General features: G+C 56.3%; 23 protein-coding genes. 8 read left to right on the top strand and 15 right to left on the bottom strand.

Annotation, left to right across the window (positions count from 1 at the left end; translation table 11 throughout):
* Positions 1-39: 39 nt before the first annotated feature.
* Complete coding sequence (rlmD, locus tag AC0TOY_RS17915) at positions 40-1338, bottom strand: 23S rRNA (uracil(1939)-C(5))-methyltransferase RlmD (protein WP_473722270.1); 1299 nt, start codon at positions 1336-1338, stop codon at positions 40-42.
* A gap of 57 nt (positions 1339-1395) precedes the next feature.
* Here rlmD and barA point away from each other — a divergent pair, with 57 nt between their 5' ends.
* Positions 1396-4155: a two-component sensor histidine kinase BarA gene (gene barA, locus AC0TOY_RS17910; protein ID WP_024909270.1), complete on the top strand. Its 2760-nt coding sequence runs from the start codon at positions 1396-1398 to the stop codon at positions 4153-4155.
* Positions 4156-4252: 97 nt separating this feature from the next.
* Here the strand turns inward: barA and AC0TOY_RS17905 are convergent, their stop codons facing one another.
* From AC0TOY_RS17905 to syd, 8 genes are all read right to left on the bottom strand, one after another.
* The gene (locus AC0TOY_RS17905; protein ID WP_157189667.1) at positions 4253-5392 is read right to left on the bottom strand and encodes a glycerate kinase; all 1140 of its coding nucleotides are present in this window, start codon (positions 5390-5392) and stop codon (positions 4253-4255) included.
* A gap of 77 nt (positions 5393-5469) precedes the next feature.
* Positions 5470-6807, bottom strand: coding sequence for a glucarate dehydratase (gene gudD / locus AC0TOY_RS17900; RefSeq protein ID WP_024909272.1), 1338 nt, complete (start codon positions 6805-6807; stop codon positions 5470-5472).
* 15 nt (positions 6808-6822) lie between these two features.
* Positions 6823-8163 carry an enolase C-terminal domain-like protein gene (locus AC0TOY_RS17895; protein WP_157189668.1) on the bottom strand — a complete coding sequence of 447 codons (1341 nt, stop codon included), beginning with the start codon at positions 8161-8163 and terminating at the stop codon, positions 6823-6825.
* Positions 8163-9518 (bottom strand): galactarate/glucarate/glycerate transporter GudP, encoded by a 1356-nt coding sequence (gene gudP, locus AC0TOY_RS17890; protein ID WP_157189669.1) that lies wholly within the window; start codon positions 9516-9518, stop codon positions 8163-8165. Before gudP ends, AC0TOY_RS17895 begins: the two co-directional genes overlap by 1 nt.
* 303 nt (positions 9519-9821) lie before the next feature.
* Entirely contained in the window at positions 9822-10271 is a 450-nt protein-coding gene (locus tag AC0TOY_RS17885; RefSeq protein ID WP_029741558.1) for a flavodoxin, read from the bottom strand.
* Positions 10272-10295: 24 nt separating this feature from the next.
* Positions 10296-11072 (bottom strand): tRNA pseudouridine(65) synthase TruC, encoded by a 777-nt coding sequence (gene truC, locus AC0TOY_RS17880; RefSeq protein WP_024909276.1) that lies wholly within the window; start codon positions 11070-11072, stop codon positions 10296-10298.
* On the bottom strand, positions 11069-11398 hold the full coding sequence (locus AC0TOY_RS17875; RefSeq protein ID WP_023309024.1) for a YqcC family protein: 330 nt from the start codon (positions 11396-11398) through the stop codon (positions 11069-11071). Before AC0TOY_RS17875 ends, truC begins: the two co-directional genes overlap by 4 nt.
* A 631-nt stretch (positions 11399-12029) precedes the next feature.
* A complete protein-coding gene (gene syd / locus AC0TOY_RS17870) occupies positions 12030-12575 on the bottom strand; it encodes a SecY-interacting protein (protein ID WP_473722268.1) in 546 nt (181 codons plus the stop codon).
* 69 nt (positions 12576-12644) lie between these two features.
* On the opposite strand from syd, the gene queF reads away from it, so the two are divergent.
* The 5 genes from queF (at position 12645) to xni (ending at position 19081) form a co-directional block, all read left to right on the top strand.
* Entirely contained in the window at positions 12645-13487 is an 843-nt protein-coding gene (gene queF / locus AC0TOY_RS17865; RefSeq protein WP_021241894.1) for an NADPH-dependent 7-cyano-7-deazaguanine reductase QueF, read from the top strand.
* Between the two features lie 116 nt (positions 13488-13603).
* Positions 13604-14968 carry a nucleotide 5'-monophosphate nucleosidase PpnN gene (ppnN, locus tag AC0TOY_RS17860; protein WP_008499641.1) on the top strand — a complete coding sequence of 455 codons (1365 nt, stop codon included), beginning with the start codon at positions 13604-13606 and terminating at the stop codon, positions 14966-14968.
* Positions 14969-15484: 516 nt separating this feature from the next.
* Positions 15485-16780 carry an HAAAP family serine/threonine permease gene (locus tag AC0TOY_RS17855; RefSeq protein ID WP_024909280.1) on the top strand — a complete coding sequence of 432 codons (1296 nt, stop codon included), beginning with the start codon at positions 15485-15487 and terminating at the stop codon, positions 16778-16780.
* 65 nt (positions 16781-16845) lie between these two features.
* On the top strand, positions 16846-18213 hold the full coding sequence (gene sdaB / locus AC0TOY_RS17850) for an L-serine ammonia-lyase II (protein WP_024909281.1): 1368 nt from the start codon (positions 16846-16848) through the stop codon (positions 18211-18213).
* A 112-nt stretch (positions 18214-18325) separates the two neighbouring features.
* Positions 18326-19081 (top strand): flap endonuclease Xni, encoded by a 756-nt coding sequence (xni, locus tag AC0TOY_RS17845; RefSeq protein WP_021241892.1) that lies wholly within the window; start codon positions 18326-18328, stop codon positions 19079-19081.
* 109 nt (positions 19082-19190) lie between these two features.
* Here xni and rlmM read toward each other — a convergent pair whose 3' ends face one another.
* From rlmM to AC0TOY_RS17825, 4 genes are all read right to left on the bottom strand, one after another.
* On the bottom strand, positions 19191-20291 hold the full coding sequence (gene rlmM, locus AC0TOY_RS17840) for a 23S rRNA (cytidine(2498)-2'-O)-methyltransferase RlmM (protein WP_023309030.1): 1101 nt from the start codon (positions 20289-20291) through the stop codon (positions 19191-19193).
* The gene (locus tag AC0TOY_RS17835; protein ID WP_023309031.1) at positions 20284-20679 is read right to left on the bottom strand and encodes a DUF423 domain-containing protein; all 396 of its coding nucleotides are present in this window, start codon (positions 20677-20679) and stop codon (positions 20284-20286) included. Before AC0TOY_RS17835 ends, rlmM begins: the two co-directional genes overlap by 8 nt.
* A gap of 39 nt (positions 20680-20718) precedes the next feature.
* A complete protein-coding gene (gene gcvA / locus AC0TOY_RS17830; RefSeq protein WP_024909282.1) occupies positions 20719-21636 on the bottom strand; it encodes a glycine cleavage system transcriptional regulator GcvA in 918 nt (305 codons plus the stop codon).
* Between the two features lie 349 nt (positions 21637-21985).
* Positions 21986-22213, bottom strand: a complete 228-nt coding sequence (locus AC0TOY_RS17825) for a YgdI/YgdR family lipoprotein (protein WP_008499648.1) — start codon at positions 22211-22213, stop codon at positions 21986-21988.
* A gap of 192 nt (positions 22214-22405) precedes the next feature.
* Here AC0TOY_RS17825 and csdA point away from each other — a divergent pair, with 192 nt between their 5' ends.
* Together csdA and csdE are read left to right on the top strand one after the other, a co-directional pair.
* Positions 22406-23611, top strand: coding sequence for a cysteine desulfurase CsdA (csdA, locus tag AC0TOY_RS17820; RefSeq protein WP_473722267.1), 1206 nt, complete (start codon positions 22406-22408; stop codon positions 23609-23611).
* A complete protein-coding gene (gene csdE / locus AC0TOY_RS17815; protein ID WP_023333259.1) occupies positions 23611-24057 on the top strand; it encodes a cysteine desulfurase sulfur acceptor subunit CsdE in 447 nt (148 codons plus the stop codon). The genes csdA and csdE overlap by 1 nt, the downstream gene beginning before the upstream one ends.
* On the opposite strand, the gene tcdA is transcribed toward csdE, so the two are convergent.
* Together tcdA and mltA are read right to left on the bottom strand one after the other, a co-directional pair.
* Entirely contained in the window at positions 24048-24854 is an 807-nt protein-coding gene (gene tcdA / locus AC0TOY_RS17810; RefSeq protein ID WP_008499651.1) for a tRNA cyclic N6-threonylcarbamoyladenosine(37) synthase TcdA, read from the bottom strand. The genes csdE and tcdA overlap by 10 nt on opposite strands.
* A gap of 75 nt (positions 24855-24929) precedes the next feature.
* Positions 24930-26027: a murein transglycosylase A gene (mltA, locus tag AC0TOY_RS17805; RefSeq protein ID WP_023309035.1), complete on the bottom strand. Its 1098-nt coding sequence runs from the start codon at positions 26025-26027 to the stop codon at positions 24930-24932.
* Between the last annotated feature and the right edge of the window lie 46 nt (positions 26028-26073).

Here is a 26073-nt window from a genome sequence, read left to right as displayed (position 1 = left end):
TAGGGACCAGGGCCTGTCGAAGTCGACAAGCCAAACAAATTAGATGTGCTCGAACAACACCATCGATTCCAGATGACCAGTGTGCGGGAACATGTCCAGCATTGCCAGACGCTGAATCTGGTAACCCGCGCTAATTAATGCCTCACTGTCCCGGGCAAGCGTTGCCGGGTTACAGGAAACATAGACCACACGCTTTGGCGCGAGTTTAATAATATGTGCCATCACACCTGGGGCACCGGCACGCGCCGGGTCAAGCAGGATTTTATCAAAGCCCTGTTTTGCCCACGGCTGTTGGGTGACATCTTCCTCAAGATTTTGATGAAAGAATGTCACATTTTGCAAGCCGTTCTGCTGTGCGTTCTCCTGCCCTTTCGCCACCAGCGCCTCAACGCCTTCCACGCCGACGACGCTGGCCGCTTTTCGCGCCAGCGGCAGCGTGAAGTTGCCCATTCCGCAGAACAGATCGAGCACCCGATCGCTTTTCTGAACATCCAGCCACGCCAGCGCTTTCTCAACCATCTGCTGGTTAACACCGTCATTCACCTGAATGAAATCCCGCGGGCTGAACGTTAAGCGTAGTCCGTTTGACGCATACCAGGGCACCTCACCGGTAACCTGCTCAAGTATCTCGCTTTGTGGTGCAAGGAAAAGCGCCAGGTCGTGTGAATGCGAAAAGCGTTCCAGTTTTTCGCGATCTTTTTTCGACAACGCCGCGGTATGGCGCAGGACCATCAGCGGTCCATTGTTGGCCATGACCAGTTCGACATGCCCGAGATGGCGAATGCCGTCCAGCCCGGAGAGGCAGGTGCGCACATCCGGAAGCAATGCCTCAAGATGGGGCACCAAAATGGGGCACTGCTTCACATCAACGATGTCGCTGGAGCCGGCCTTGCGAAACCCCATCTCCAGCCGATCCGTTTTTGGCTGATAGCTGAGGCTCAGACGTGCGCGCCGACGATAGCCCCAGGGCTCATCGGCGAGAATTTCATTAACGTCATGTTTAAGCAGACGCGCCAGCGCGCGGCTTTTGCTTTTTTGCTGTAATTCTGTGCTCGCATGCTGTTGCTGGCAGCCCCCACAAACGCCAAAATGTGGGCAGCGGGGATTCACGCGCTCCGGGCTATCGTTGAGGCGACGCTTAACCTGCCCACGCGCGAACTGGCGTTTATCTTCCGTCAGCGTAATTTCTGCTCGTTCTGTTGGCAGTAAACCTGTTATAAACAGAGCCTTACCATTGTGACGTGCCACTCCCTGACCAAACGGATCAAGGTCCGTGGCTTCAACAGTGATGATTTGACGCGTCGTCACGCGTCGCTTTGCAGAGTAGAATTGCGCCATCGCCGAGATTTTTCTCACATAAACATAATTATCTTAATTGTCCCATAACGGAACGCCATGACCAACTACAGCCTGCGCGCGCGCATGATGATTTTGATCCTCGCCCCCACCGTTCTCATCGGTTTGCTGCTGAGTATCTTCTTTGTGGTGCACCGCTATAACGATTTGCAGCGACAGCTGGAGGATGCGGGCGCCAGCATTATCGAACCGCTTGCCGTTTCCAGCGAATACGGCATGAACCTGCAAAACCGCGAATCCATTGGGCAGTTAATCAGCGTACTCCACCGGCGCCACTCGGACATCGTACGCGCCATTTCCGTTTACGACGAACATAACCGCCTGTTTGTCACCTCGAATTTTCATCTCGATCCGGCGGCCCTGAAGATCCCGGACGGTACGCCGTTCCCGCGCCACCTCACCGTATTGCGGCGCGGCGATATCATGATCCTGCGCACGCCGATCGTATCGGAAAGCTATTCACCCGATGAATCTGCGCAATCTGACGCCAAATCCAGCAACAATATGCTGGGATATGTGGCGCTGGAGCTGGATCTCAAGTCGGTCCGGCTACAGCAGTATAAAGAGATCTTTATCTCTGGCGTGATGATGCTGTTCTGCATCGGCATTGCGCTGATTTTCGGCTGGCGCCTGATGCGCGACGTGACGGGCCCCATCCGCAACATGGTTAACACGGTTGACCGCATCCGCCGGGGACAGCTCGACAGCCGTGTGGAAGGGTTTATGCTGGGCGAGCTGGATATGCTGAAAAACGGCATCAACTCGATGGCGATGTCGCTGGCGGCGTACCACGAAGAGATGCAGCACAACGTTGACCAGGCGACGTCCGACCTGCGCGAAACGCTGGAGCAGATGGAGATTCAGAACGTTGAGCTGGATCTGGCGAAAAAGCGCGCTCAGGAAGCGGCACGTATTAAGTCGGAATTCCTGGCCAATATGTCGCACGAGCTGCGTACGCCGCTCAACGGCGTGATCGGCTTCACCCGCCTGACCCTGAAAAGCGAGCTCAACCCGACCCAGCGCGATCACCTGCACACCATTGAGCGCTCGGCCAACAACCTGCTGGCGATCATCAACGACGTGCTGGACTTCTCCAAGCTGGAAGCGGGCAAACTTATCCTGGAAAGTATTCCCTTCCCGCTGCGCAGTACGCTCGATGAGGTGGTGACGCTGCTCGCGCACTCGTCGCACGACAAAGGCCTTGAGCTGACGCTCAACATTAAAAACGACGTACCGGATAACGTTATTGGCGATCCGCTGCGTCTGCAGCAGGTCATTACCAACCTTGTCGGGAATGCCATTAAATTCACCGAAAGCGGTAACATCGACATTCTGGTAGAAAAACGCTCGATCAGCAGCAATAAGGTGCAGATTGAAGTCCAGATCCGCGATACCGGCATCGGGATTCCGGAGCGGGATCAGTCGCGTCTGTTCCAGGCGTTCCGTCAGGCGGATGCCAGTATCTCCCGCCGTCATGGCGGCACCGGCCTGGGGCTGGTGATCACGCAACGCCTGGTGAACGAGATGGGCGGCGATATCTCTTTCCACAGCCAGCCGAACCGCGGTTCAACCTTCTGGTTCCACATTAATCTGGACCTCAATCCAAACGTATTGACCGATGGCCCGGTGACGGACTGCCTGAAAGGCAAGCGTCTGGCCTACGTCGAACCTAACGCGGCGGCAGCACAGTGCGCGCTCGACATCTTAAGCACCACGCCGCTGGAGGTGGTCTACAGCCCAACCTTCTCCGCCCTGGCCGTTGAGCATTACGACATCCTGCTGATGGGGATCCCGGTCACCTTCACCGGCGAGCTGACCATGCAGCAGGAGCGACTGGCGAAAGCCGCGTCGATGACCGACTACCTGCTGCTGGCGCTGCCTTGCCACGCGCAGCTCAATGCAGAAGAGTTGAAAAATGACGGGGCCGCCGCGTGTCTGCTGAAACCGCTCACCGCGACCCGCCTGCTGCCCGCGCTCACGGAGTATTGCCGTCTCAGCCAGCATGCCCTCCCGATGATTGACGATGAGCAAAAATTGCCGATGAGCGTGATGGCGGTGGATGATAATCCGGCCAACCTGAAGCTCATTGGCGCATTGCTTGAAGACCAGGTTCAGCACGTTGAGCTGTGCACCAGCGGCGCGCAGGCGGTTGAACAGGCTAAGCAGATGCAGTTCGATTTAATCCTGATGGATATTCAGATGCCGGGCATGGATGGCATTCGGGCCTGCGAGCTGATCCACCAGCTGCCGCATCAGCAGCAAACGCCGGTGATTGCAGTCACCGCACACGCGATGGCCGGTCAAAAAGAGAAGCTGCTGAGCGCCGGAATGAATGATTATCTGGCGAAGCCAATCGATGAAGAGAAACTTCATAACCTGCTGTTACGCTATAAGCCGGGTCATATTGGCGGGACGTACACGGTATCCAGCGAGCCGGTTGAAATAACCGTCAACCAGAACGCGACCCTTGACTGGCAGCTTGCTCTGCGCCAGGCGGCAGGTAAACCCGATTTGGCCCGCGAGATGCTGCAAATGCTGGTCGCGTTCCTGCCGGAAATTCGCAATAAGGTGGAAGAGCAGCTGGTGGGTGAAAACCCGGAAGATCTGCTGGAAGCAATCCACAAGCTGCACGGTAGCTGCGGGTACAGCGGCGTACCGCGGCTGAAAAACCTCTGCCAGCTGCTGGAACAGCAGCTGCGTGCCGGTACGCCGGAATCGGAGCTTGAACCGGAGTTCCTGGAGCTGCTGGATGAAATGGATAACGTGACGCGGGAAGCGATGAAAGTGTTGGGGAGCTGAGGTAAAAGCCCGGTGGCGGCTTCGCCTTACCGGGCCTACGATTGCGGGTGCGGCCTGATGCCCTCATCCCGCCCCTCTCCCACGGGGAGAGGGAGAACTACATCCCCTGCCCGACTTTCAGCACCGCCGCGATATTCCTTGCGGCCATCCTGACGTTCTCGCCGGCATTTTCCAGCGCGTCTTCCAGCGAGCAGATGGTGTAGATCACGCTAAACACGGCATCAATGCCGTGATCGTGAACCACACCAACGTCCGCCGTCAGGCTGCCTGCAATGCCGATGACGGGTTTGTTAAAGCGTTTCGCCACTTTTGCCACGCCCACCGGGACTTTGCCGTGGATCGTCTGGCTGTCGATGCGACCTTCTCCCGTGATCACCAGATCCGCATCGGCCACCTGGTCGGCCAGGTGTAGCGCATCGGTCACGATCTCAATGCCCTGGCGCAGCTGCGCGCCGCAAAAGGCGTACAGCGCGGCTCCCATGCCACCCGCCGCGCCGCCGCCAGCAAGGTTTAGCACATCGATATCCAGATCCCGGGCAATCACGCTCGCATAGTGCGCCAGCGCGTTGTCCAGGGTAACGATCATCTCGGGAGTGGCCCCCTTTTGCGGGCCAAATACGGCTGACGCGCCATCCTTTCCGGTAAGCGGATTCGTCACATCACAGGCGACTTCTATCCGGCACTCCGCCAGACGTCTGTCCAGCCCGCTCAGGTCGATACGCGCGAGTTTTCCCAGCTCGCCCCCGCCCTGCCCAAGAGGCTGTTCGCTGGCGTCGAGCAATCTAGCGCCCAACGCCTGCACCATCCCTGCGCCGCCGTCATTGGTGGCGCTGCCGCCAATGCCAATGATGATATGCTTAACGCCCGCATCCAGCGCGTGACGAATCAGTTCGCCCGTGCCCCAGGAGGTGGTTTTCAGCGGGTTACGCTGCGAAGGCACAACCAGCTCCAGGCCGCTTGCCGCCGCCATTTCAATAAAGGCACTCTGCTCGTCACCGGATAAGCCATAAAACCCTTCCACGCGCTCACCCAGCGGGCCGGTTACCGGAACATGTACAATGCGTCCCTGCGTTGCCGCGATCATCGCCTCAACCGTCCCTTCGCCACCGTCCGCGACCGGCAGTTTGACGTAAATCGCCTCGGGAAAGATCTCGCGAAAACCACGTTCTATCGCTGTCGCAACCTCAAGCGCACTCAAACTTTCCTTATACGAGTCCGGTGCGATAACAATTTTCATAAGCCATCCTTACGCATAGTCGTTACGTTAAGCATACACCACGTAAAAGACCGCTCATGGGAGCGGTCCCAATGCGTTTATCGTACCATGCACGGGCGTTTATTGTCGAATGTCCAGTCCGGGATCAAATACTGCATCGCCATCGCGTCGTCGCGCGCGCCCAGACCGTGTTTTTGATACAGCTCGTGGGCCTTCATGACCTGATCCATATCCAGCTCAACCCCCAGCCCCGGGGTGGAAGGCACTTGCACCATGCCACCTTTGATCTCAAACGGCTGCTTAGTCAGACGCTGGTTACCTTCCTGCCAGATCCAGTGGGTGTCGATAGCGGTGATCGTGCCCGGCGCGGCGGCGGCGACGTGAGTGAACATCGCCAGAGAGATATCGAAGTGGTTGTTAGAGTGCGAGCCCCAGGTCAGGCCAAACTCATGGCACATCTGCGCCACGCGCACCGACCCCTGCATCGTCCAGAAGTGCGGGTCCGCCAGCGGAATATCAACAGACTGCAATGACAGGGTGTGTCCCATCTGACGCCAGTCGGTCGCAATCATATTGGTCGCGGTCGGCAGCCCCGTAGCGCGACGGAATTCCGCCATCACTTCACGTCCTGAGAAGCCTTGCTCTGCCCCACACGGATCTTCCGCATACGCCAGCACGCCTTTCAGCTGTTTACCGATCGCAATGGCCTCATTAAGCGACCATGCGCCGTTCGGATCCAGCGTCACGCGCGCCTGCGGGAAGCGTTTTGCCAGCGCGGTCACGGCTTCCGCCTCTTCCTCACCGGCCAGCACGCCGCCCTTCAGTTTGAAATCATTGAAGCCATATTTTTCATAAGCGGCTTCCGCCAGGCGCACCACCGCATCCGGAGTCATCGCCTCGTCGTGGCGGAGCCGGTACCAGTCGCATTGTTCGTCCGGCTGGCCCTGGTACGGCAAAGGCGTCAGCTTGCGGTCGCCAACAAAGAACAGATAGCCCAGCATTTCCACTTCGCTGCGCTGCTGACCCTCGCCCAGCAGCGACGCAACGTTGACGCCCAGATGCTGACCCAGCAGATCCAACATGGCGGATTCAATCCCGGTCACCACGTGAATGGTGGTGCGCAGATCGAAGGTCTGCAGGCCACGCCCACCGGCATCGCGATCGGCAAAGGTGTTGCGCACAGTGTTGAGGACATTTTTGTACTCACCCAGCGTTTTGCCCACCACCAGCGGAATGGCATCTTCCAGCGTCTGGCGGATCTTCTCCCCGCCCGGAATTTCGCCCACGCCCGTATGGCCGGAATTGTCTTTGATAATGACAATGTTGCGGGTAAAGAACGGAGCATGCGCGCCGCTCAGGTTCATCAACATGCTGTCATGGCCCGCAACCGGAACGATCTGCATGGCGGTAACTACAGGGGTAGAAAAAGTACTCATCGTTCAATCCTTTTATCAGTGACGTCCGAAAACAGGGCGCTTACGGTCAAATGTCCAGCCGGGAATAAGGTACTGCATCGGACCCGCGTCGTTACGCGCGCCGCCCGGCAATTTTTTATACGCCTCATGGGCTTTATGGATCTGATCCCAGTCAATCTCCACGCCCAGGCCCGGCGCATCCGGTACGGTAATCTTGCCATTGATGATTTCCAGCGGATTTTTCGTCAGGCGGGCTTCCCCTTCCTGCCAAATCCAGTGGGTGTCGATGGCGGTCGGGTTACCCGGCGCCGCCGCGCCAACGTGGGTAAACATCGCCAGCGAAATATCAAAGTGATTGTTCGAGTGACAGCCCCAGGTCAGCCCCCAGTCGTCGCACAGCTGCGCCACGCGCACTGCGCCGGAGAGCGTCCAGAAGTGCGGGTCCGCCAGCGGTATGTCGACGGCGTTTAGCATCACCGCGTGACCCATTTCGCGCCAGTTGGTAGCAATCATATTGGTCGCGACAGGCAGCCCGGTGGCGCGACGGAACTCAGCCATGACTTCACGGCCCGAAAAACCCTGCTCCGCGCCGCAGGGATCTTCCGCATAGGTCAGGACATCCCCCAGCCCTTTGCACAGGCTAATCGCTTCATCCAGCAGCCATGCGCCGTTGGGATCGACGGTGATCCGTGCATCCGGAAAGCGCTTTTTCAGCGCCCGGGCCGTGTCAATCTCCTGCTCGCCGGGCAGCACGCCGCCCTTCAGCTTGAAATCCTTAAAGCCGTAGCGATCCTGCGCCGCCTCGGCCAGCCGCACCACCGCGTCGCTGGAGAGCGCTTCCTGATGGCGCAACTGATACCAGTCGTGGTCGCCCGCGGTTCGGGCCAGATAGGGGAGATCGGTTTTATTGCGATCGCCAACGTAGAACAGATAGCCCAGCACGGTGACCGCATCGCGCTGTTTACCGGGCCCCAGTAGCTCGCAGACCGGGACATTGAGCGCCTTACCCAGTAAATCGAGCAGGGCGGCCTCCAGGGTGGCGACCGCGTTGACGCGCAGTTCAAACGTCCAGGCACCTTTACCGAACGTCTCAAAGTCTGCCGACTGATTGCCCTTATGCACCCGCTGGACCACCTTGTTCAGACGGGCCACTTCCTGGCCCACGACCTGCGGAATGGCATCGACCAGCGTCTGGTAAATCACCTCTCCGCCAGGGGCCTCGCCCACGCCGGTATTTCCTGCGCTGTCTTTCAGTACGACGATATTACGGGTAAACCAGGCGTTATGCGCACCGCCAATATTGAGCAGCATGCTGTCCTGCCCGGCCACCGGGATGACCTTCATCTCCGTGACGATTGGACTCGATTGCGTTGTCATCAGCCACGCTCCGCAACAGGTTTAAGTTCGACGCGTTTGATATCCCCCACCAGCACCAGGTAACTCAATACCGCCACCAGCGCATGCACACCCACGTAGATCAGCGCACCGTTGAACGATCCGGTGGTGCCGACGATGTAACCGATCGCGATGGGCGTAACAATCCCGGAGATGTTGCCGAACATGTTGAACAGACCGCCGCTCAGGCCGCTGATCTCTTTCGGGGCCGTATCCGCCATCACCGCCCAGCCCAGCGCGCCAATGCCTTTGCCGAAGAAGGCCATCGCCATAAAGCCGATGATCATCCACTCGGCATTGACGTAGTTACAGAACACCATGGTCATGGAGAGCAACATGCCGAGCACGATAGGCGTTTTACGCGCGATGTTCAGTGACCCCGTGCGGCGCATCAGCCAGTCGGAAATCACCCCGCCGAGCACGCCCCCCACGAAACCGCAGATTGCCGGGACCGAGGCGACGAATCCCGCTTTCAGAATCGACATACCACGGGCCTGAACCAGGTATACCGGGAACCAGGTGATGAAAAAGTAGGTTAAGGCGTTAATACAGTACTGGCCCAGATAGATCCCGATCATCATGCGCGAGCCGACGAGCTGCTTGATCTGCGCCCATTTCTGGCTGAACGGGACTTTCGCCGTCGAGGATTTCTGATCCATGTTGATCAGCGCGCCGCCTTCTGCGATGTACTCCAGCTCTTTTTTGTTTACGCCAGGATGCTGGTTGGGTTCGTGGATCACTTTCAGCCAGATAAAGCTGATGACGATCCCGAGTCCGCCCATAAAGAAGAACACGTGCGACCAGCCCACCTCATGGGTCAGCCAGCCCATAATGGGCGCAAAGATCACCGTCGCGAAGTACTGTGCGGAGTTAAAAATCGCCACCGCCGTTCCCCTCTCCTGCGCCGGGAACCAGGCCGCCACAATGCGGCTGTTGCCCGGGAAGGAAGGCGCTTCCGCTAACCCCACCAGGAAGCGCAGCGTGAAGAGCGCCACGATAATGCCGAAGCCGCTGAAGATATCGACGAAGCCCTGCAGCAGGGTAAAGGCAGACCAGATGAAGATGGACCAGAAATAGACCCGTTTAGAGCCAAAGCGGTCCAGCAGCCAGCCGCCAGGAATTTGCCCGATGACGTAGGCCCACGAGAAGGCGGAGAAAACGTAACCCATGCCCACGGGATCGAGACCGATATCTTTTGCCATTTCCGAGCCGGCAATCGACAGCGTGGCGCGGTCACCATAGTTAAAGGACGTGACGATAAACAGCATCACCACTATCCAGTAGCGGGCATTGGTGCGCTTTTCAGCGCTGCTCGCTGCGTGGCTTAATGAACTCATTGTTGCACTCCTGAAACATAGCTTTCGCCTGGTTCATTCTGTACAGCACCGGTAGGGTAAGCAGAATGAGATTGATTTTGTCGTTTTGGTACGGCCTGAAGCCGTTTTATCGTGACCGGAAAAGTATATGAAGGAGTGCCTCTTCACCTCACCGTGCAAAAACACAGTATTAAAGGGTGTGAGTGAGGTTGTTTAGGGCATAAGCCCAGAGGAGTGGAAGGTGGTTCACGGAAATGGCGTTTGGGGGGGTAATGCCGGGTGGCGGCTACGCCTGACCCGGCCTACCATTGGTATAGCGCAGGGTTATTTAAGCAGCGTTGCCCAGTGCTCGACCCATGGGTTTGATTCGCTTTCTGGCTCCGGGTGCTCACCCGCATCAATCAGCAGCATCTCGCCGACGCGCTGGGCGCTCTGCTCCTGCAGGAGCGCATCGAACTGCTTGCCGCCGCCGCAGAAGTTGGCGTAAGAGCTGTCGCCCAGGGCAATGATGCCGTAGTGCACGTCCGGCTGATAGCCAAGCTGGTCTTTAATGCCCTGGAACAGCGGCACGATGCTGTCCGGCAGATCGCCCTGCCCGGTGGTGGAGGTCACCACCAGAATGTATTTGTCTTTATACTTTTCCCAGTCTGCCAGCTCCGGGTCTTCATAGACCGTGGCTTTATGGCCCTGACTTGCCAGAATCGCCTCAGCCTCTTCCGCGACCAGCAGCGAATTGCCGTACATTGTGCCGACAAAAATGCCTACTTCAGCCATGCTATTTTCCCATAATGAATGCGTTTACTGTTCATCCTGAACGTTGCCCGATACAAACTCAACCCTTTCATTTTCGGGGAGTTGTCCCAGCCAGCCAAACTGTGACAGCGCCTGCATCCAGACGTCGTCCAGCCCCGCGCGAATAGTCAGCGGCTCGCCGGTAAACGGGTGCGTCATGCTGAGCTCGCTCGCGTGCAGCATCAGACGATGGCAGCCAAAGTGTTCGGCCGCGCTGCGGTTCTGGCGCAAATCACCGTGTTTGCTGTCGCCAATAATCGGGTGGCGCAGATGTGCAAGATGGCGTCGCAGCTGGTGCTTACGCCCGGTTTTGGGCAGAAGCTCAACCAGGCTGTAGCGCGTGGTCGGAAATTTGCTGGTGGCCACCGGCATTTCCGTCGTCGCCATGCCGCGATAATCCGTCACCGCAGGCTGCGGACCTTTGTCATCGCGGGCAAATTTATCGGCAATTTTGTCCAGTTCTTCCACCAGCGGGTAGTCCAGGGTGGCGGACTCGGTCAGCCAGCCACGCACGATCGCGTGATAGCGCTTCTGGATCTGGTGCTGTTCAAACTGCTGCGCCAGCAGACGGCCAGCTTCGCTGGACAGCCCCATCAGCAGCACGCCGGAGGTCGGTCTGTCGAGACGATGGGCGGTAAAAACATGCTGACCAATCTGGTCGCGAACGGTCTGCATCACCACCACTTTCTCGTCGCGATCCAGCCAGCTGCGGTGCACCAGCCAGCCTGACGGTTTATTCACCGCCACCAGCCACTCGTCCTGATAGAGGATCTCAAGCGTCATGCATCTTCACCGGCAAACAGGGCATCCAGTTTTTCCAGTTCGACCAGCATCACGTCACGCGCAGGGTGCGTCGCCTCGAGCGCCATTTCATAGTAGGGAGAGACAGCAAACGCCTGCGGCAGCGGGTGCCCCCCCTCAAGCAGGGCGTGCATGCGCGGAATTAACACCCACTGCAGCCACTCAAACGGGGCCAGCGTATCCAGGCAGAAGGGCTGGGTGCTCGCGAACGCTTCTGGCTGCGGCGCGGTCTCCTGCCACAGCTGATGTTGGCGCAAAAGGGCTTCGATGGCGTGCAACTGAGCACGAACGCTATCGTGTTGCGTCATAGTAACCTCAACTGAAAAAGTGAACGGCGCGCAGCATAGCATTGCGGAAGACAGAAATAAAAAAAGGGAGCACTGTAAAAACAGTGCTCCCGGTTCGTTCCGCAGCATTCCAGCTACAATTCGTGCTCCCTGCTCATCCGTGACAACTTTTCCTGAAGCCCGAAGGCATGGTCATCCGTAAACCGATGCATCCTGCACACATCTTCCTGACGTGTTTGTTTCATCCTGAAACGTCCTGGCCTTCCAGACCCACCGACCATCCTGACCGGCTCTCGTTCTCCTTCCTGGAGGTGTCCCTTACGCATCCTGCGTAATCCACTTCGCTTCATCCTGAAGCCTTCCTGCAGCGCCATCCTGACGAGTCCTGAGTGAGATACGCCATCATCCTGATGTTCGTTTCTCGTGTCGGCATCCTGTCGACGGAGATAGAATCCGCTATTCCGCTTCGTCTTACAACCCACCCTTTCGGGTGTGTAAGACCTAAGAAATCCCTAAAAACGGTGCAATAAACACGTAATCCATTGAAAAACACAGTAATATTAATCTGAACTAAATGAGGTAATACTGAATGTTCCAGCGATCTCTCACAAACCTTGTAAGAGATCTCTCACACGCGCTATAGCATCATGGATTACAGAAGTGGCTCAAGTCGGGTGAGGAAATCCGCAAGAGAGGGGGCGAGAGTCTCGCGATTGCGGGTACCGATAGTCTCTTTAACCACTTCACCTGACAGGTTACAGACGGAGATAACGTCAAGTTCACTGTCCAGCGTAGCAATAAAGAGCGTCGGAGAAAGCTTAAGGCGCTTTTGCGTGACCAGATGACCAATCAGGTTTTCCTGAACACGCTGCAGATCGTCTCCGCTCCAGGTCTGCAACAGCGTCAGCGTGATATCAGCAAAGCGCGCGGGCATATCCCCTGCGAACTGCGTGGTATAAAACGCATGAACCGCTGGTTGTACCACAATGTCCATTGCCCGTTCAACCGCATTTACATTTTGCTCGCCGGTATTGGGCTTCGGCTGCCAGATAACGTAATCGTCAAGCGAAGAGATAATGCACGGCGAGGGTACGCCATATAAATCAGCACTTTGCGGCCACGAGCCCTGCTTTTCATGCCATGCGTCGCAATAGCGGGTCGTGAAGGTAGTGAGGGCATTTGCAGTTTCGACGTCCACCGATTTCTCTCTTCTTGTCAGACAGGATAAACTCAGCCCATAAGTGTACCTGTAAAGTGGCTATGAAACATGTCTTACGAAAATCATCAGGCGTTAACCGGCTTAACGCTGGGTAAATCGACCGATTACCGCGATACCTACGATGCAAGCCTGCTGCAGGGCGTACCACGCAGCCTGAATCGCGATCCTTTGGGTCTGCATGCGGACGCATTGCCGTTTGTCGGCGGTGATATCTGGACGCTGTACGAACTCTCCTGGCTCAACGCACGCGGTCTGCCGCAGGTGGCGGTGGGCCACGTCGAGCTGGATTACGCCAGCGTTAATCTCGTCGAGTCCAAAAGCTTTAAGCTGTATCTCAACAGTTTTAACCAGACAAAATTCAACAGCTGGGACGACGTTCAGCACACCCTGGAACGTGACTTAAGCGCCTGCGCGCAGGGTAAGGTAAGCGTTTCACTGTATCGCCTGCACGAGCTGGAAGGGCAGCCTGTCGCCCACTTCAACGGGACCTGCATCGACGATCAGGATATTGAGGTGGAGAATTATGAATTCAGCGCCGATTACCTCGAAAACGCGGCGAGCGGAAAGGTAGTCGAAGAGACGCTGGTCAGCCATCTGCTGAAATCCAACTGCCTGATCACCCACCAGCCGGACTGGGGCTCGGTGCAGATCCAGTACCGCGGCCCAAAAATCGACCGGGAAAAATTGCTGCGCTACCTGGTGTCGTTCCGCCATCACAACGAATTCCACGAGCAGTGCGTGGAGCGCATCTTTAGCGATATTCAGCGTTTTTGTCAGCCGGAGAAGCTGAGCGTTTACGCGCGCTACACCCGCCGCGGCGGTCTGGACATTAACCCGTGGCGCACCAACACCGATTTTGTGCCGGCGACGGGACGGCTGGTGCGTCAGTAATATAAATATTTTCACAATATGCGCGGTATCTTCCGCGCTTTAGGTTGTGAAACGTCACGCGCCAGGGCTATTGTAATCAACAGGGAAAGACGATAATCGTCCCGTAAGGAGCTCACTTGATTACACATATTAGCCCGCTTGGCTCAATGGATATGTTGTCGCAGCTGGAAGTGGACATGCTTAAACGCACGGCCAGCAGCGATCTTTATCAACTGTTTCGTAACTGTTCACTTGCCGTACTGAACTCCGGAAGCCTGACAGATAACAGTAAAGAACTGCTGTCCCGCTTCGAAAGCTTTGATATCAACGTGCTGCGCCGCGAGCGTGGCGTGAAGCTCGAAGTCATCAACCCGCCGGAAGAGGCCTTTGTCGACGGGCGCATCATTCGTTCACTTCAGGCTAACCTGTTTGCCGTGCTGCGTGACATCCTGTTTGTTAACGGGCAGATCCACAACGCAGGCCGTTTCCAGCATCTCGACCTGGAAAGCTCAGTCCATATCACCAACCTGGTGTTCTCCATTTTGCGTAACGCCCGCGCCCTGCACGTGGGTGAAGCACCGAACATGGTCGTTTGCTGGGGCGGTCACTCCATTAACGAAACCGAGTACCTTTATGCGCGTCGGGTGGGCACCCAGCTTGGCCTGCGCGAGCTGAATATCTGTACCGGCTGTGGTCCGGGTGCGATGGAAGCGCCAATGAAAGGTGCGGCGGTTGGGCACGCGCAGCAGCGTTATAAAGAGGGGCGTTTCATCGGCATGACCGAGCCGTCAATTATCGCCGCTGAGCCACCTAACCCGCTGGTTAACGAGCTGATTATCATGCCGGATATCGAGAAACGTCTTGAGGCGTTTGTCCGTATCGCCCACGGCATTATCATCTTCCCGGGCGGCGTGGGGACAGCGGAGGAGCTGCTCTACCTGCTGGGTATTCTGATGAACCCGGCCAACAAAGATCAGGTTCTGCCGCTGATCCTGACCGGGCCAAAAGAGAGCGCCGACTACTTCCGCGTGCTGGACGAGTTTATCGTGCACACGCTGGGTGAAGCCGCGCGTCGTCACTATCGCATCATCATCGACGATGCTGCGGAGGTGGCCCGCCAGATGAAGAAAGCGATGCCATTGGTGAAAGAAAACCGTCGCGATACCGGTGATGCGTACAGCTTTAACTGGTCAATTCGAATTGCGCCGGACCTGCAGATCCCGTTCGAGCCTTCACACGAGAACATGGCGAACCTGAAACTCTACCCGGATCAGCCGGTGGAAGTCCTGGCCGCCGATCTGCGTCGCGCCTTCTCCGGGATTGTGGCGGGCAACGTCAAAGAGGTCGGTATCCGCGCCATTGAACAGTACGGTCCGTACAAGATCCACGGCGATCCGGAGATGATGCGCCGCATGGATGACATGCTGCAGGGCTTTGTCGCCCAGCACCGCATGAAGCTGCCGGGCTCTGCCTATATTCCTTGCTACGAAATCTGCACCTGACGCTTAGCGATATCTCATCAAAGCCGGGTCGCCCTGTTGCGCGTCCCGGCTTTTTTTATTCCTGATGTAATTCATAGGCATCACTTATATCTTTTACAAAGTTGTCACATACGCAAACGATTACCTGCATTTTGCAACCGTAAATTATCAGCCTTAATCCAAATTACCTGCCAGAAAATACTAAAAACCCATTTCTTTACAGCGAAAGACACCTATATCACGGGGCGGTCTTTCAGCGCACATGTCGTTGGTGGTAGCCTTCGCGCCCGTAAATTCTCTTTGATGTTTTTTTAACAGATAAATGGTCTAAAGATGCCCACATCATAAGTGGATTATTGCATTTGGGATCACGATCACTGATAGATTCATAACTAGAATGTATCTTTCCGCCCGCCAATAGTTACGGGTGAAAATTATTAAAAAACCGTCACTGAACGAATTTCATATTACCGTCAGGCACTTTTTCATCGGATTTGACTAAAAAACCTGACAATTCGCTTCCTCCAGGAGATACAGATGGAAACCACTCAAACCAGCACCGTTGCTTCGATTGAATCCCGAAGTGGTTGGCGCAAAACGGATACCATGTGGATGCTTGGCCTTTACGGCACGGCAATCGGCGCTGGTGTACTGTTCCTTCCTATCAACGCAGGCGTCGGCGGTCTGATCCCGCTGATCATCATGGCTATCATTGCTTTCCCGATGACCTTCTTTGCACACCGCGGTCTGACCCGCTTCGTGCTGTCCGGTAAAAACCCGGGCGAAGACATCACTGAAGTGGTTGAAGAGCATTTCGGCGTTGGCGCAGGTAAATTGATTACCCTGCTCTACTTCTTCGCGATTTACCCTATTCTGCTGGTCTACAGCGTGGCGATCACTAACACCGTTGAAAGCTTCATGATGCACCAGCTGCACATGACGCCGCCGCCGCGTGCGATTCTGTCTCTGATCCTGATTGTGGGCATGATGACCATCGTGCGCTTCGGTGAGCAGATGATTGTGAAAGCAATGAGCGTACTGGTCTTCCCGTTCGTTATTGCTCTGATGGTGCTGGCCTGCTACCTGATCCCACAGTGGAACGGTGCAGCGCTGGAAACCCTGTCCCTGAGCAGCGCATCGGCAACCGGTAACGGCCTGCTGATGACACTCTGGCTGGCGATTCCGGTAATGGTGTTCTCTTTCAACCACTCCCCAATCATCTCCTCTTTCGCTGTTGCGAAACGTGAAGAGTACGGTAATGGTGCAGAGAAGAAGTGCTCCAGCATCCTGGCACGCGCTCACATCATGATGGTACTGACCGTTATGTTCTTCGTCTTCAGCTGCGTACTGAGCCTCTCCCCGGCGGACCTGGCGGCAGCGAAAGAGCAGAACATCTCTATTCTGTCTTACCTGGCAAACCACTTTAACGCACCTGTCATTGCGTGGATGGCACCTATCATCGCGATTATCGCCATCACCAAATCCTTCCTGGGCCACTACCTCGGCGCACGTGAAGGCTTCAACGGTATGGTGATTAAATCTCTGCGCGGTAAAGGCAAGAGCATTGAAATCAACAAGCTGAACAAAATCACTGCACTGTTCATGCTGCTCACCACCTGGGCGGTAGCAACGCTGAACCCAAGCATCCTGGGCATGATTGAAACCCTGGGCGGCCCGGTCATCGCGATGATTCTGTTCCTGATGCCGATGTACGCGATTCAGAAAGTCCCTGCTATGCGCAAGTACAGCGGTCATGTGAGCAACGTCTTTGTGGTTATCATGGGTCTTATCGCAATCTCTGCGATCTTCTACTCCCTGTACACCATGTTCTGATTATCACCCGCGCCGTCTTCGGACGGCGCACTCCTCCCTCTCTGACTGAAAGCAATGGACGCATCATGATTAGCGTATTCGATATTTTCAAAATCGGTATTGGTCCTTCCAGCTCTCACACCGTCGGACCAATGAAAGCCGGTAAGCAGTTCACGGATGACTTGATTGCACGCGGCATCTTGCATGACATTACCCGCGTGGTTGTCGATGTATACGGCTCGCTTTCCCTGACCGGGAAAGGCCACCATACCGATATCGCCATTATCATGGGCCTGGCGGGAAACCTGCCGGATACCGTTGATATTGATGCGATCCCTGGCTTTATCCAGGACGTGAACACCCACGGGCGCCTGCTGCTGGCGAACGGCGAGCATGAGGTTGAATTCCCGGTTGACCACTGCATGAATTTCCATGCGGACAACCTGTCGCTGCACGAAAACGGCATGCGCATTACCGCGCTGGCCGGCGACAAAGCGGTATACAGCCAGACGTATTACTCTATCGGCGGCGGTTTTATCGTCGACGAAGACCACTTTGGTCAAACCGATAACGCTTCTGTCGAGGTGCCGTATCCGTACAAAACGGCGGCGGATCTTCAGCGTCACTGCCAGGAGACGGGCCTTTCCCTCTCCGGCCTGATGATGAAAAACGAGCTGGCACTTCACAGCAAAGAAGAGCTCGAACAGCACTTCACTAACGTCTGGGACGTAATGCGCGGCGGTATTGAGCGCGGGATCACCACCGAAGGCGTTCTGCCGGGCAAGCTTCGCGTGCCGCGTCGTGCCGCAGCGCTGCGCCGTATGCTGGTGAGCACCGACAAAACGACAACGGACCCAATGGCCGTCGTTGACTGGATCAACATGTTCGCCCTGGCGGTGAACGAAGAGAACGCCGCAGGGGGCCGTGTGGTCACCGCGCCGACTAACGGTGCCTGCGGTATCGTTCCGGCGGTGCTGGCGTACTACGACAAGTTTATCCGTGAAGTGAACGCGAACTCACTGGCGCGCTACCTGCTGGTCGCCAGTGCGATTGGTTCACTGTACAAAATGAACGCCTCCATTTCAGGTGCGGAAGTCGGCTGTCAGGGTGAAGTCGGCGTGGCGTGCTCCATGGCGGCGGCGGGTCTGGCCGAACTGTTGGGTGCAAGCCCGACCCAGGTGTGCATTGCTGCGGAAATCGGCATGGAACATAACCTGGGACTGACCTGTGACCCGGTTGCCGGACAGGTACAGGTGCCGTGCATCGAACGTAACGCGATTGCCTCCGTGAAGGCGGTGAACGCGGCACGTATGGCGCTGCGCCGCACCAGCGAGCCGCGCGTCTGTCTCGATAAGGTTATCGAAACCATGTACGAAACCGGTAAAGATATGAACGCCAAATACCGCGAAACCTCTCGCGGCGGACTGGCGATGAAGATCGTAACCTGCGATTAAGCCACTCAGGAAGCCTCGTTTTGCGAGGCTTCTTCCTGTTTTCCCCACCATTCATAGTTTCATGCTGCTGACAGTGTTACCCTTCCTGCATTAGATAGAAGGGAGATTATCTGTGGCCGTTCATTTACTTATCGTCGATGCACTTAACCTGATTCGCCGTATCCATGCGGTACAGGGGACGCCTTGTAAAGACACCTGTCTGCACGCGCTGGAACAGCTTATCCGCCACAGTGAACCCACCCATGCGGTCGCGGTATTTGATGACGAAGCCCGCAATACGGGCTGGCGACACCAGCGTCTGCCGGACTACAAAGCCGGACGGGCACCGATGCCGGACGATCTTCACGCTGAATTGCCCATGCTGCGCGCCGCATTTGAACAGCGGGGCGTCCCCTGCTGGGGGGCACAGGGAAATGAAGCCGACGATCTCGCGGCCACCCTGGCCGTAAAGGTGGCGAGTGCCGGGCATCAGGCCACGATCGTTTCAACGGACAAAGGCTACTGCCAGCTGCTCTCCCCCACTATCCGCATTCGCGACTATTTTCAAAAACGCTGGCTGGACGCGCCGTTTATTGCCAGCGAGTTTGGCGTATCGCCTGAGCAACTGCCGGATTACTGGGGGCTGGCAGGCATCAGCAGTTCTAAAGTTCCGGGTGTGGCCGGGATTGGGCCGAAGAGCGCCGCACAGCTGCTGACCGATTTTCAAAGTCTGGAAGGGATTTACGCCCGTCTGGATGAGGTGCCAGAGAAGTGGCGCAAGAAGCTGGAGGCGCATAAAGAGATGGCGTTTATCTGCCGGGAAATCGCAACGCTACAGACGGATTTACAGCTGGACGGGAATTTACAGCAGCTGCGGTTAGAACGTTAATGCCCCCTCACCCTAACCCTCTCCCCATAAGGGAGAGGGAACTGCTCGGTGCGGTCTTTTCCCCCTCGCCCCTTTGGGGAGAGGGCCGGGGTGAGGGGCAATCAGCGCACTATCGCTCGTCGCGACGTCCGCCGACCGCGGCCCACCAGCGACGAATATGCACCGTCACCTCTTCGCGGTCGTGATACAGCTGACGCGCCTGGATCTCCACGTTAATACCGTGTTCGTCCATCTGCTCCTGAATGTACGCCAGGTTCTGCGACACTTCCTCATAGCGCTTTTTCATCGGCAGCTTGAGGTTGAAAATGGTCTCACGACACCAGCCGTTCACCAGCCAGGAGGCCATCAGCGCGGCGACTTTTGCCGGCTTCTCAACCATATCGCACACCATCCACGAGATGTTGTTACGGTTCGGGCGATAGCGGAAACCATCTTCACGCAGCCACGTGACCTGCCCGGTGTCCATCAGGCTTTGCGCCATTGGACCGTTATCAACGGACGATACCCACATATTGCGTTTCACCAGCTGATAGGTCCAGCCGCCCGGGCACGCGCCAAGGTCAACGGCGTACATGCCGTTTGCCAGACGCTCATCCCACTCATCCGCCGGAATAAAGACGTGGAACGCCTCTTCCAGCTTGAGCGTGGAACGACTTGGCGCATCAGACGGGAAGCGCAAACGCGGGATGCCCATAAAGAAGGGAGAGTTGTTGGTAGTGTATGAATAGCCTGTATAGCAGCAGCCCGGTGCGATAAAGAAGATATGCACCACCGGACGCTTCGGCGTTTCGTAGTTCGTCAGCACGCCCGCATCACGCAGCGCCGCACGCAGCGGCACGGTGAACTTACGGCAGAACTTCATCAGCTCTTTACTTTCGTTGGTATCCGCCACTTCAACGCGCAGATCGCCGCCCTTCTCCACCACGCCCTGCAGCATGCCGACAATTGGCGTGATGCGGTCTTCCGGCGGAAGATCCTTCAGCAGCTCACCCGCAACAAACATCTGGCGAGCAAAGATCAGCGAGCTGAACGGCAGCTCGCGTGCCAGCTTGTCTGCGTCTTCAGGCTGATAGCACTCGAATACCACATAGCCCGCGTTCTCTTTTACGCGGGCAAAGCCGAAGACTTCACGCTTCGCCGCTTTATCGGTAATTTCCGCGGCGCACTCTTTCTCAAACCCCGGGCGACAATATAAAACAACCTTATTCATGAACAACGCCCTTGCGTTTCAGACGGATAGCTCCGATAAACATTAATACCCAACCCGCCAGGAAGCTGAAGCCGCCGACAGGTGTAACGAACGCCCACAGGCGCAGATGAGAGAGCGCAAGGCAGTACAGGCTACCGCTGAACAACACGGTACCCAGCGCCATAAACACGCTGCTCCAGTAAAACCAGATACTGATACGACGCTGCATCGCCACTGCCAGCCCAAAAATAGCCAGCGTATGGAACGCCTGATATTCAAGGCCGGTCTGGATCCAGCCCATCTCTACTGCGCCTAAAGATTTGCTTAAGACATGTGCGCCAAAGGCGCCCAGTGCAACAAAAATAAAGCCACTCACCGCGGCAAAAATCAGCATGAATCGGCTGGTCATGTTTAAGTCCTGAATTGATGCGTGCCCGGCACACAAACGTTATTGTTCATACCTGAAGCGGAATTTTTCTTGCTCGGTTGCCGCTTTCGCCAGTATCCACTGCCGGAAGGCGGCTATTTTACCCAGTTCTGCCTGACTGTCATGACAAACCAGATAAAACGCATTCTTGCTGACCAGTACATCATTAAAAGGGCAAACCAGGCGGCCTGCCTCAATTTCGGACTGCGCCATGACGTTGTTCGCCAACGCCACGCCCTGCCCGTGAATGGCAGCCTGTAACACCATCGCACTGTGGCTAAAGATGGGTCCCTGCTGCACGTTTATATGAGTAAGACCTAATTGACGGGTATAAGTTTGCCAGTCGCGTCGAGAGGCATCATGCAAAAGCGTATGCTGAGCCAGGTCAGCGGGTGACTTCAGCGCCTTTTCACCTGTTAACAGCAGGGGAGAGCAGACCGGCAGGAGATATTCTGCGTATAATTTCTCAACACGCAAGCCCGGCCAGTTACCGCGACCATAAAAAATGGCGACGTCCACGTCATCTGCCAGCTTATCTTCCTGACGATCTACGGCCTGGATTCGAACGTCGATCCCCGGATAAGCTGAGTTAAAGCTTGAAAGTCTTGGCACCAGCCACTGAATGGCAAAACTGGGCAATAAACTGACGGTCAGGGCACCTTTTGCACTGCGAGCCTGCAGCTTACGCGTGGCTTCCGTAAGCTGTGAAAAAATCTCTTTAATATCCTGAAAATAGCTCTGCCCCTCTTCGGTCAACAGCAACGAACGGTTGCGTCGACGAAACAGCTTAAGGCCCAGAAAATCCTCCAGAGACTTGATTTGATGACTTACTGCGGCCTGTGTCACAAAAAGCTCATCGGCTGCGCGGGTGAAGCTCAGGTGACGTGCTGCTGCATCAAAAACACGTAATGCATTGAGGGGTGGCAATCGCTTTGACATGGTTATCTGGCTTAGATGTTAACGGATTTTAACAAACAGGAAACAACGTTTAACCTATTAGTTTTTTTTATCTGAGCCATTATAATTTGTCCGTTGAGGAACTACCAGCAAATACCTATAGTGGCGGCACTTCCTGAGCCGGAACGAAGAGCTTTTTTCGGAATGCGTGTTCTGAAGGGCTTTTGGCTTACGGTTGTGATGTTGTGTTGTTGTGTTTGCAATTGGTCTGCGATTCAGACCACGGTAGCAACGCTACCAATTTTTCACTTCCTGTACATTTACCCTGTCTGTCCATAGTGATTAATGTAGCACCGCCAATTTGCGGTGCTTTTTTTTCGCCTGCGATCTGTTAATGCTCGATCTCTTTCATCTCTTTCACGTCCGTGCGGTTGATCTGCTGCTTGTTCCCGTTAGCATCTTTGTATGAAATCATCCCGGTATCGTTATCAGTAGTCGGTTTCCCTTCCGATACGATAGAACGACCATCGTTGGTGTGCATCACGTAGTTGTTACCGGAACACGCGCTCAGGGCAAAAGTAAACGCACAGGCAGAAATGATTGCAGCTGTCTTATTCATGATTATTCTCCTTTAGCAATTAATGCTATTCAAACCTCGATTTATAACAGGCTAAAACATCCGCCTAACACTATTTAGCATAACCTGCTTTTTTAGGGTCATCAGGATAAGCAGACAATTCTGATAGATATCAACCTCCTTGCCCTGCCGCTGAAATTGCGCGACGATCGCTATATTGAAATGAGGAATCCCATGAACGCTTTCAGCCCTGCGCAGTTCCGCGCACAGTTTCCGGCCCTGGCCGATGCCGGTATTTATCTGGACAGCGCCGCCACCGCCCTTAAGCCCCAGGCGGTGATTGAGGCCACGCAGCAGTTCTACAGCCTGAGCGCCGGGAACGTGCATCGCAGCCAGTTTGCCGAAGCGCAGCGTTTAACCGCGCGCTATGAAGCGGCACGCGATCAGGTCGCGCACCTGATCAATGCCGAAAGCGGGAAAAACATCGTCTGGACGCGCGGTACGACCGAGGCCATCAACATGGTGGCCCAGTGCTACGCGCGCCCGCTGCTTCAGCCGGGCGATGAGATCGTCGTTAGCGAGGCGGAACATCACGCCAACCTGGTGCCGTGGCTGATGGTGGCCGAGCAAACGGGTGCACGCGTGGTGAAGCTTCCACTGGGTGCAGACCTTCTACCCGATGTGGCCCGTCTCCCCGAGCTGATTACCTCCCGCAGCCGCATTCTGGCGCTCGGACAGATGTCGAACGTCACGGGAGGCTGCCCGGCTCTGGCTCAGGCCATTCGCATAGCCCATGCCAGCGGGATGGTGGTAATGGTCGACGGCGCCCAGGGCGTAGTGCACTTCCCCGCTGATGTGCAGGCGCTTGATATCGACTTCTATGCCTTCTCAGGACATAAGCTCTACGGGCCAACCGGTATAGGGGCGTTATATGGCAAGCCAGATCTGCTGGCAAAAATGACGCCGTGGCTCGGTGGCGGCAAAATGATTACCGAAGTGTCGTTCGATGGCTTCAACACTCAGGACATTCCCTATCGTCTGGAAGCCGGTACGCCGAACGTGGCGGGGGTGATTGGCTTAAGCGCGGCGCTGGAGTGGCTGGCAGAAACAGACATCGTTCAGGCTGAAAGCTGGAGCCGGGGACTGGCGACGCTGGCAGAGGAAGAACTCAATAAGCGCCCGGGTTTCCGTTCGTTCCGCGTTCAGGACTCAAGCCTGCTCGCCTTTGATTTTGCGGGCGTTCATCATAGCGACATGGTGACGCTGCTGGCCGGATATGGCATTGCCCTGCGTGCCGGACAGCACTGCGCCCAGCCGCTGCTGGCGGCGCTCGGCGTTAACGGTACGCTGCGCGCCTCGTTTGCGCCGTATAATACCCAAAGCGATGTCGACGCGCTGGTTGCCGCCGTTGACCGCGCCCTTGAAATACTGGTGGATTAATGACTAGCGCTGCTTTAGCCGGACATCCGTTTGGCACGGTCATCACAGAAGAGACCTTAAAACAGACCTTCGCCCCGCTCCAGCAGTGGGAAGATAAATATCGTCAGCTGATCCTGCTGGGTAAACAGCTCCCTGCGCTTTCAGACGATCTCAAAGCGCAGGCGAAAGAGATCGCAGGCTGTGAAAACCGCGTCTGGCTGGGCGTGAGCGTCTCCGGCGAGAAGCTGCACTTCTTCGGCGACAGCGAAGGCCGCATTGTCCGGGGCCTGTTGGCCGTATTGTTGACCGCTGTGGAAGGGAAAAGCGCGGCGGAACTGCTGGCACATTCGCCGCTGGCGTTATTTGATGAGCTTGGACTGCGCGCGCAGCTCAGCGCCTCACGCGGTCAGGGGTTAATCGCGCTCAGCGACGCGGTACTGGATGCCGCACGTCAGGCTCAGGCCTGACGTTCCGCCTTCGCCATCATTTTCTTAAGGGCGTGAGACACCGCCACAAAGCCGAAGGAGGCGGTCACCATGGTGGCCGCACCAAACCCGGAGGCGCAATCCATTCTCTTTGGCCCTTCCGCCGTGCTTTTCATCGCACACACGGAACCGTCCGCCTGCGGGTAGACCAGCGCTTCGGTCGAGAACACGCAGTCGACGCCCAGCTTGCCTTTGCTGTTCTTCACCACGTTAAAGTCGCTCTTCAGGCGCTCACGCAGCTTGGCAGCCAGAGGATCTTGGATCGTTTTCGCCAGATCGGCCACCTGGATCTGCGTCGGATCGATTTGCCCGCCCGCGCCGCCCGTCGTGACCAGCGGCACCTTGTAGCGGCGGCAGTATGCGATCAGCGCCGCTTTTGGCCGCACGCTGTCGATGGCGTCAATCACATAGCTGTAGCCTTTACTCATATACTCCGCGACGTTATCTGCCGTCACAAAGTCGTCGATCACCGTCACGCGGCACTCCGGGTTGATCAAGCGGATACGCTCCGCCATGACCTCAGACTTCGCCAGGCCGACGCTATCGCGCAGAGCGTGGATTTGACGGTTGGTGTTGGTGACGCACACGTCATCCATGTCAATCAGCGTGATTGCGCCAATACCGGTTCTCGCCAGCGCTTCTGCCGCCCACGACCCCACACCACCAATGCCCACGACGCAGACATGCGCATCCGCAAACAGCTGCAGGGCTTTTTCACCATATAAACGTGCCGTCCCGCCAAAACGCTGGCGCCAGGCGTCGCTGATTACCACAGACATAAAACCTCAGATGTAAAAAGGGTGAGGTTTTCCTCACCCTGAACAGTAATCCGTATTGCGCTCAGAATACCACAATCAGCCGCTGAATACGTTTCCGGCACCCGGCGCCGCCTTCAGTACCCACACGCGTCCGTAGTGGTTATACCAGCCCGCGCGGTGGCCAGCGTCAGGGCCAATGCCCTGATAGATATCGAAGTGCTGGCCTTTGATCGCCCCGCCGACGTCCAGCGCCACCATCAGACGCAGCTCATACTGGCCGTTGAACTTGCCGTTGTTGTCCAGCAGAGGAACCTCAGCCAGCAGCGTGGTGCCGGCAGGAATAATCGAGCGATCCGATGCTACCGACGCGCGGCCAATCAGCGGAACGGCACTAGCCCCTTTCACCGGGGCGAAGTTTTGCGGTTTGAAGAAGACGAACGACGGATTCTGCTCCAGCAGCTCACGCACCTCGGCTTCGCTGTGTTTCTCGCCCCACTCGCGGATCGCCTGCATCGACATGTCTTCTTTCTTCACTTCGCCACGGTCGATCAGCACCTTGCCAATACTGCGATAGGCGTGGCCGTTTTTACCGGAATAGCTAAAGAAGTTAAGCGGTGAACCGTCGCCAAAATCAATGTAGCCGCTGCCCTGAACGTCCATGATGAAGTTATCCATCAGGGAGTTGCTGTAGGCCAGAACGTAGTTTTCGCTCAGCGCACCGGCGTAGATCTCAGCGCGAGACGGCAGACGACCGCGTTTTGGCGGCATACGGTAGATAGGATACTGGAACTCGCCCTGACGCGAGTGTCGTGCCTGGATAACCGGGGTGTAATAGCCGGTAAACTGAACGTTGCCGTAGTTATCGGCCCCTTCCATCTGCCAGGCGTCGATACCAAACTGGCGCATGTTGCGCGTATCGCCGCCTGCTTTCAGCCAGTCCTGGACCGCGTTATACACGCTACTCTGAGTGCCATATAGACGCGGCGACGCGTTGCGGATCTGGTAGACCTGCTCGGAGAAATCACCGGCATTAATCGGTGCGCCGACCGCATCAGGCTGATTAACTAAAGAGAAAGGCTGGGATAACTTCCCGTCTTTATACTGTTGACCGCGATCGGTCGGTTTGGAAGAACAGGCCGCAAGAATCGCTACCATTGCGCCCGCCATCAGATACTTCGCCCAACGTCCTTTCATTATATCTCGTCTTTAAGTTGCCCATTTCCGCGTGATGAAGATAACA

This window comes from Enterobacter sp. PL_is379, assembly GCF_055817355.1.
This window is presented reverse-complemented; position numbering and strand designations above follow the sequence as displayed.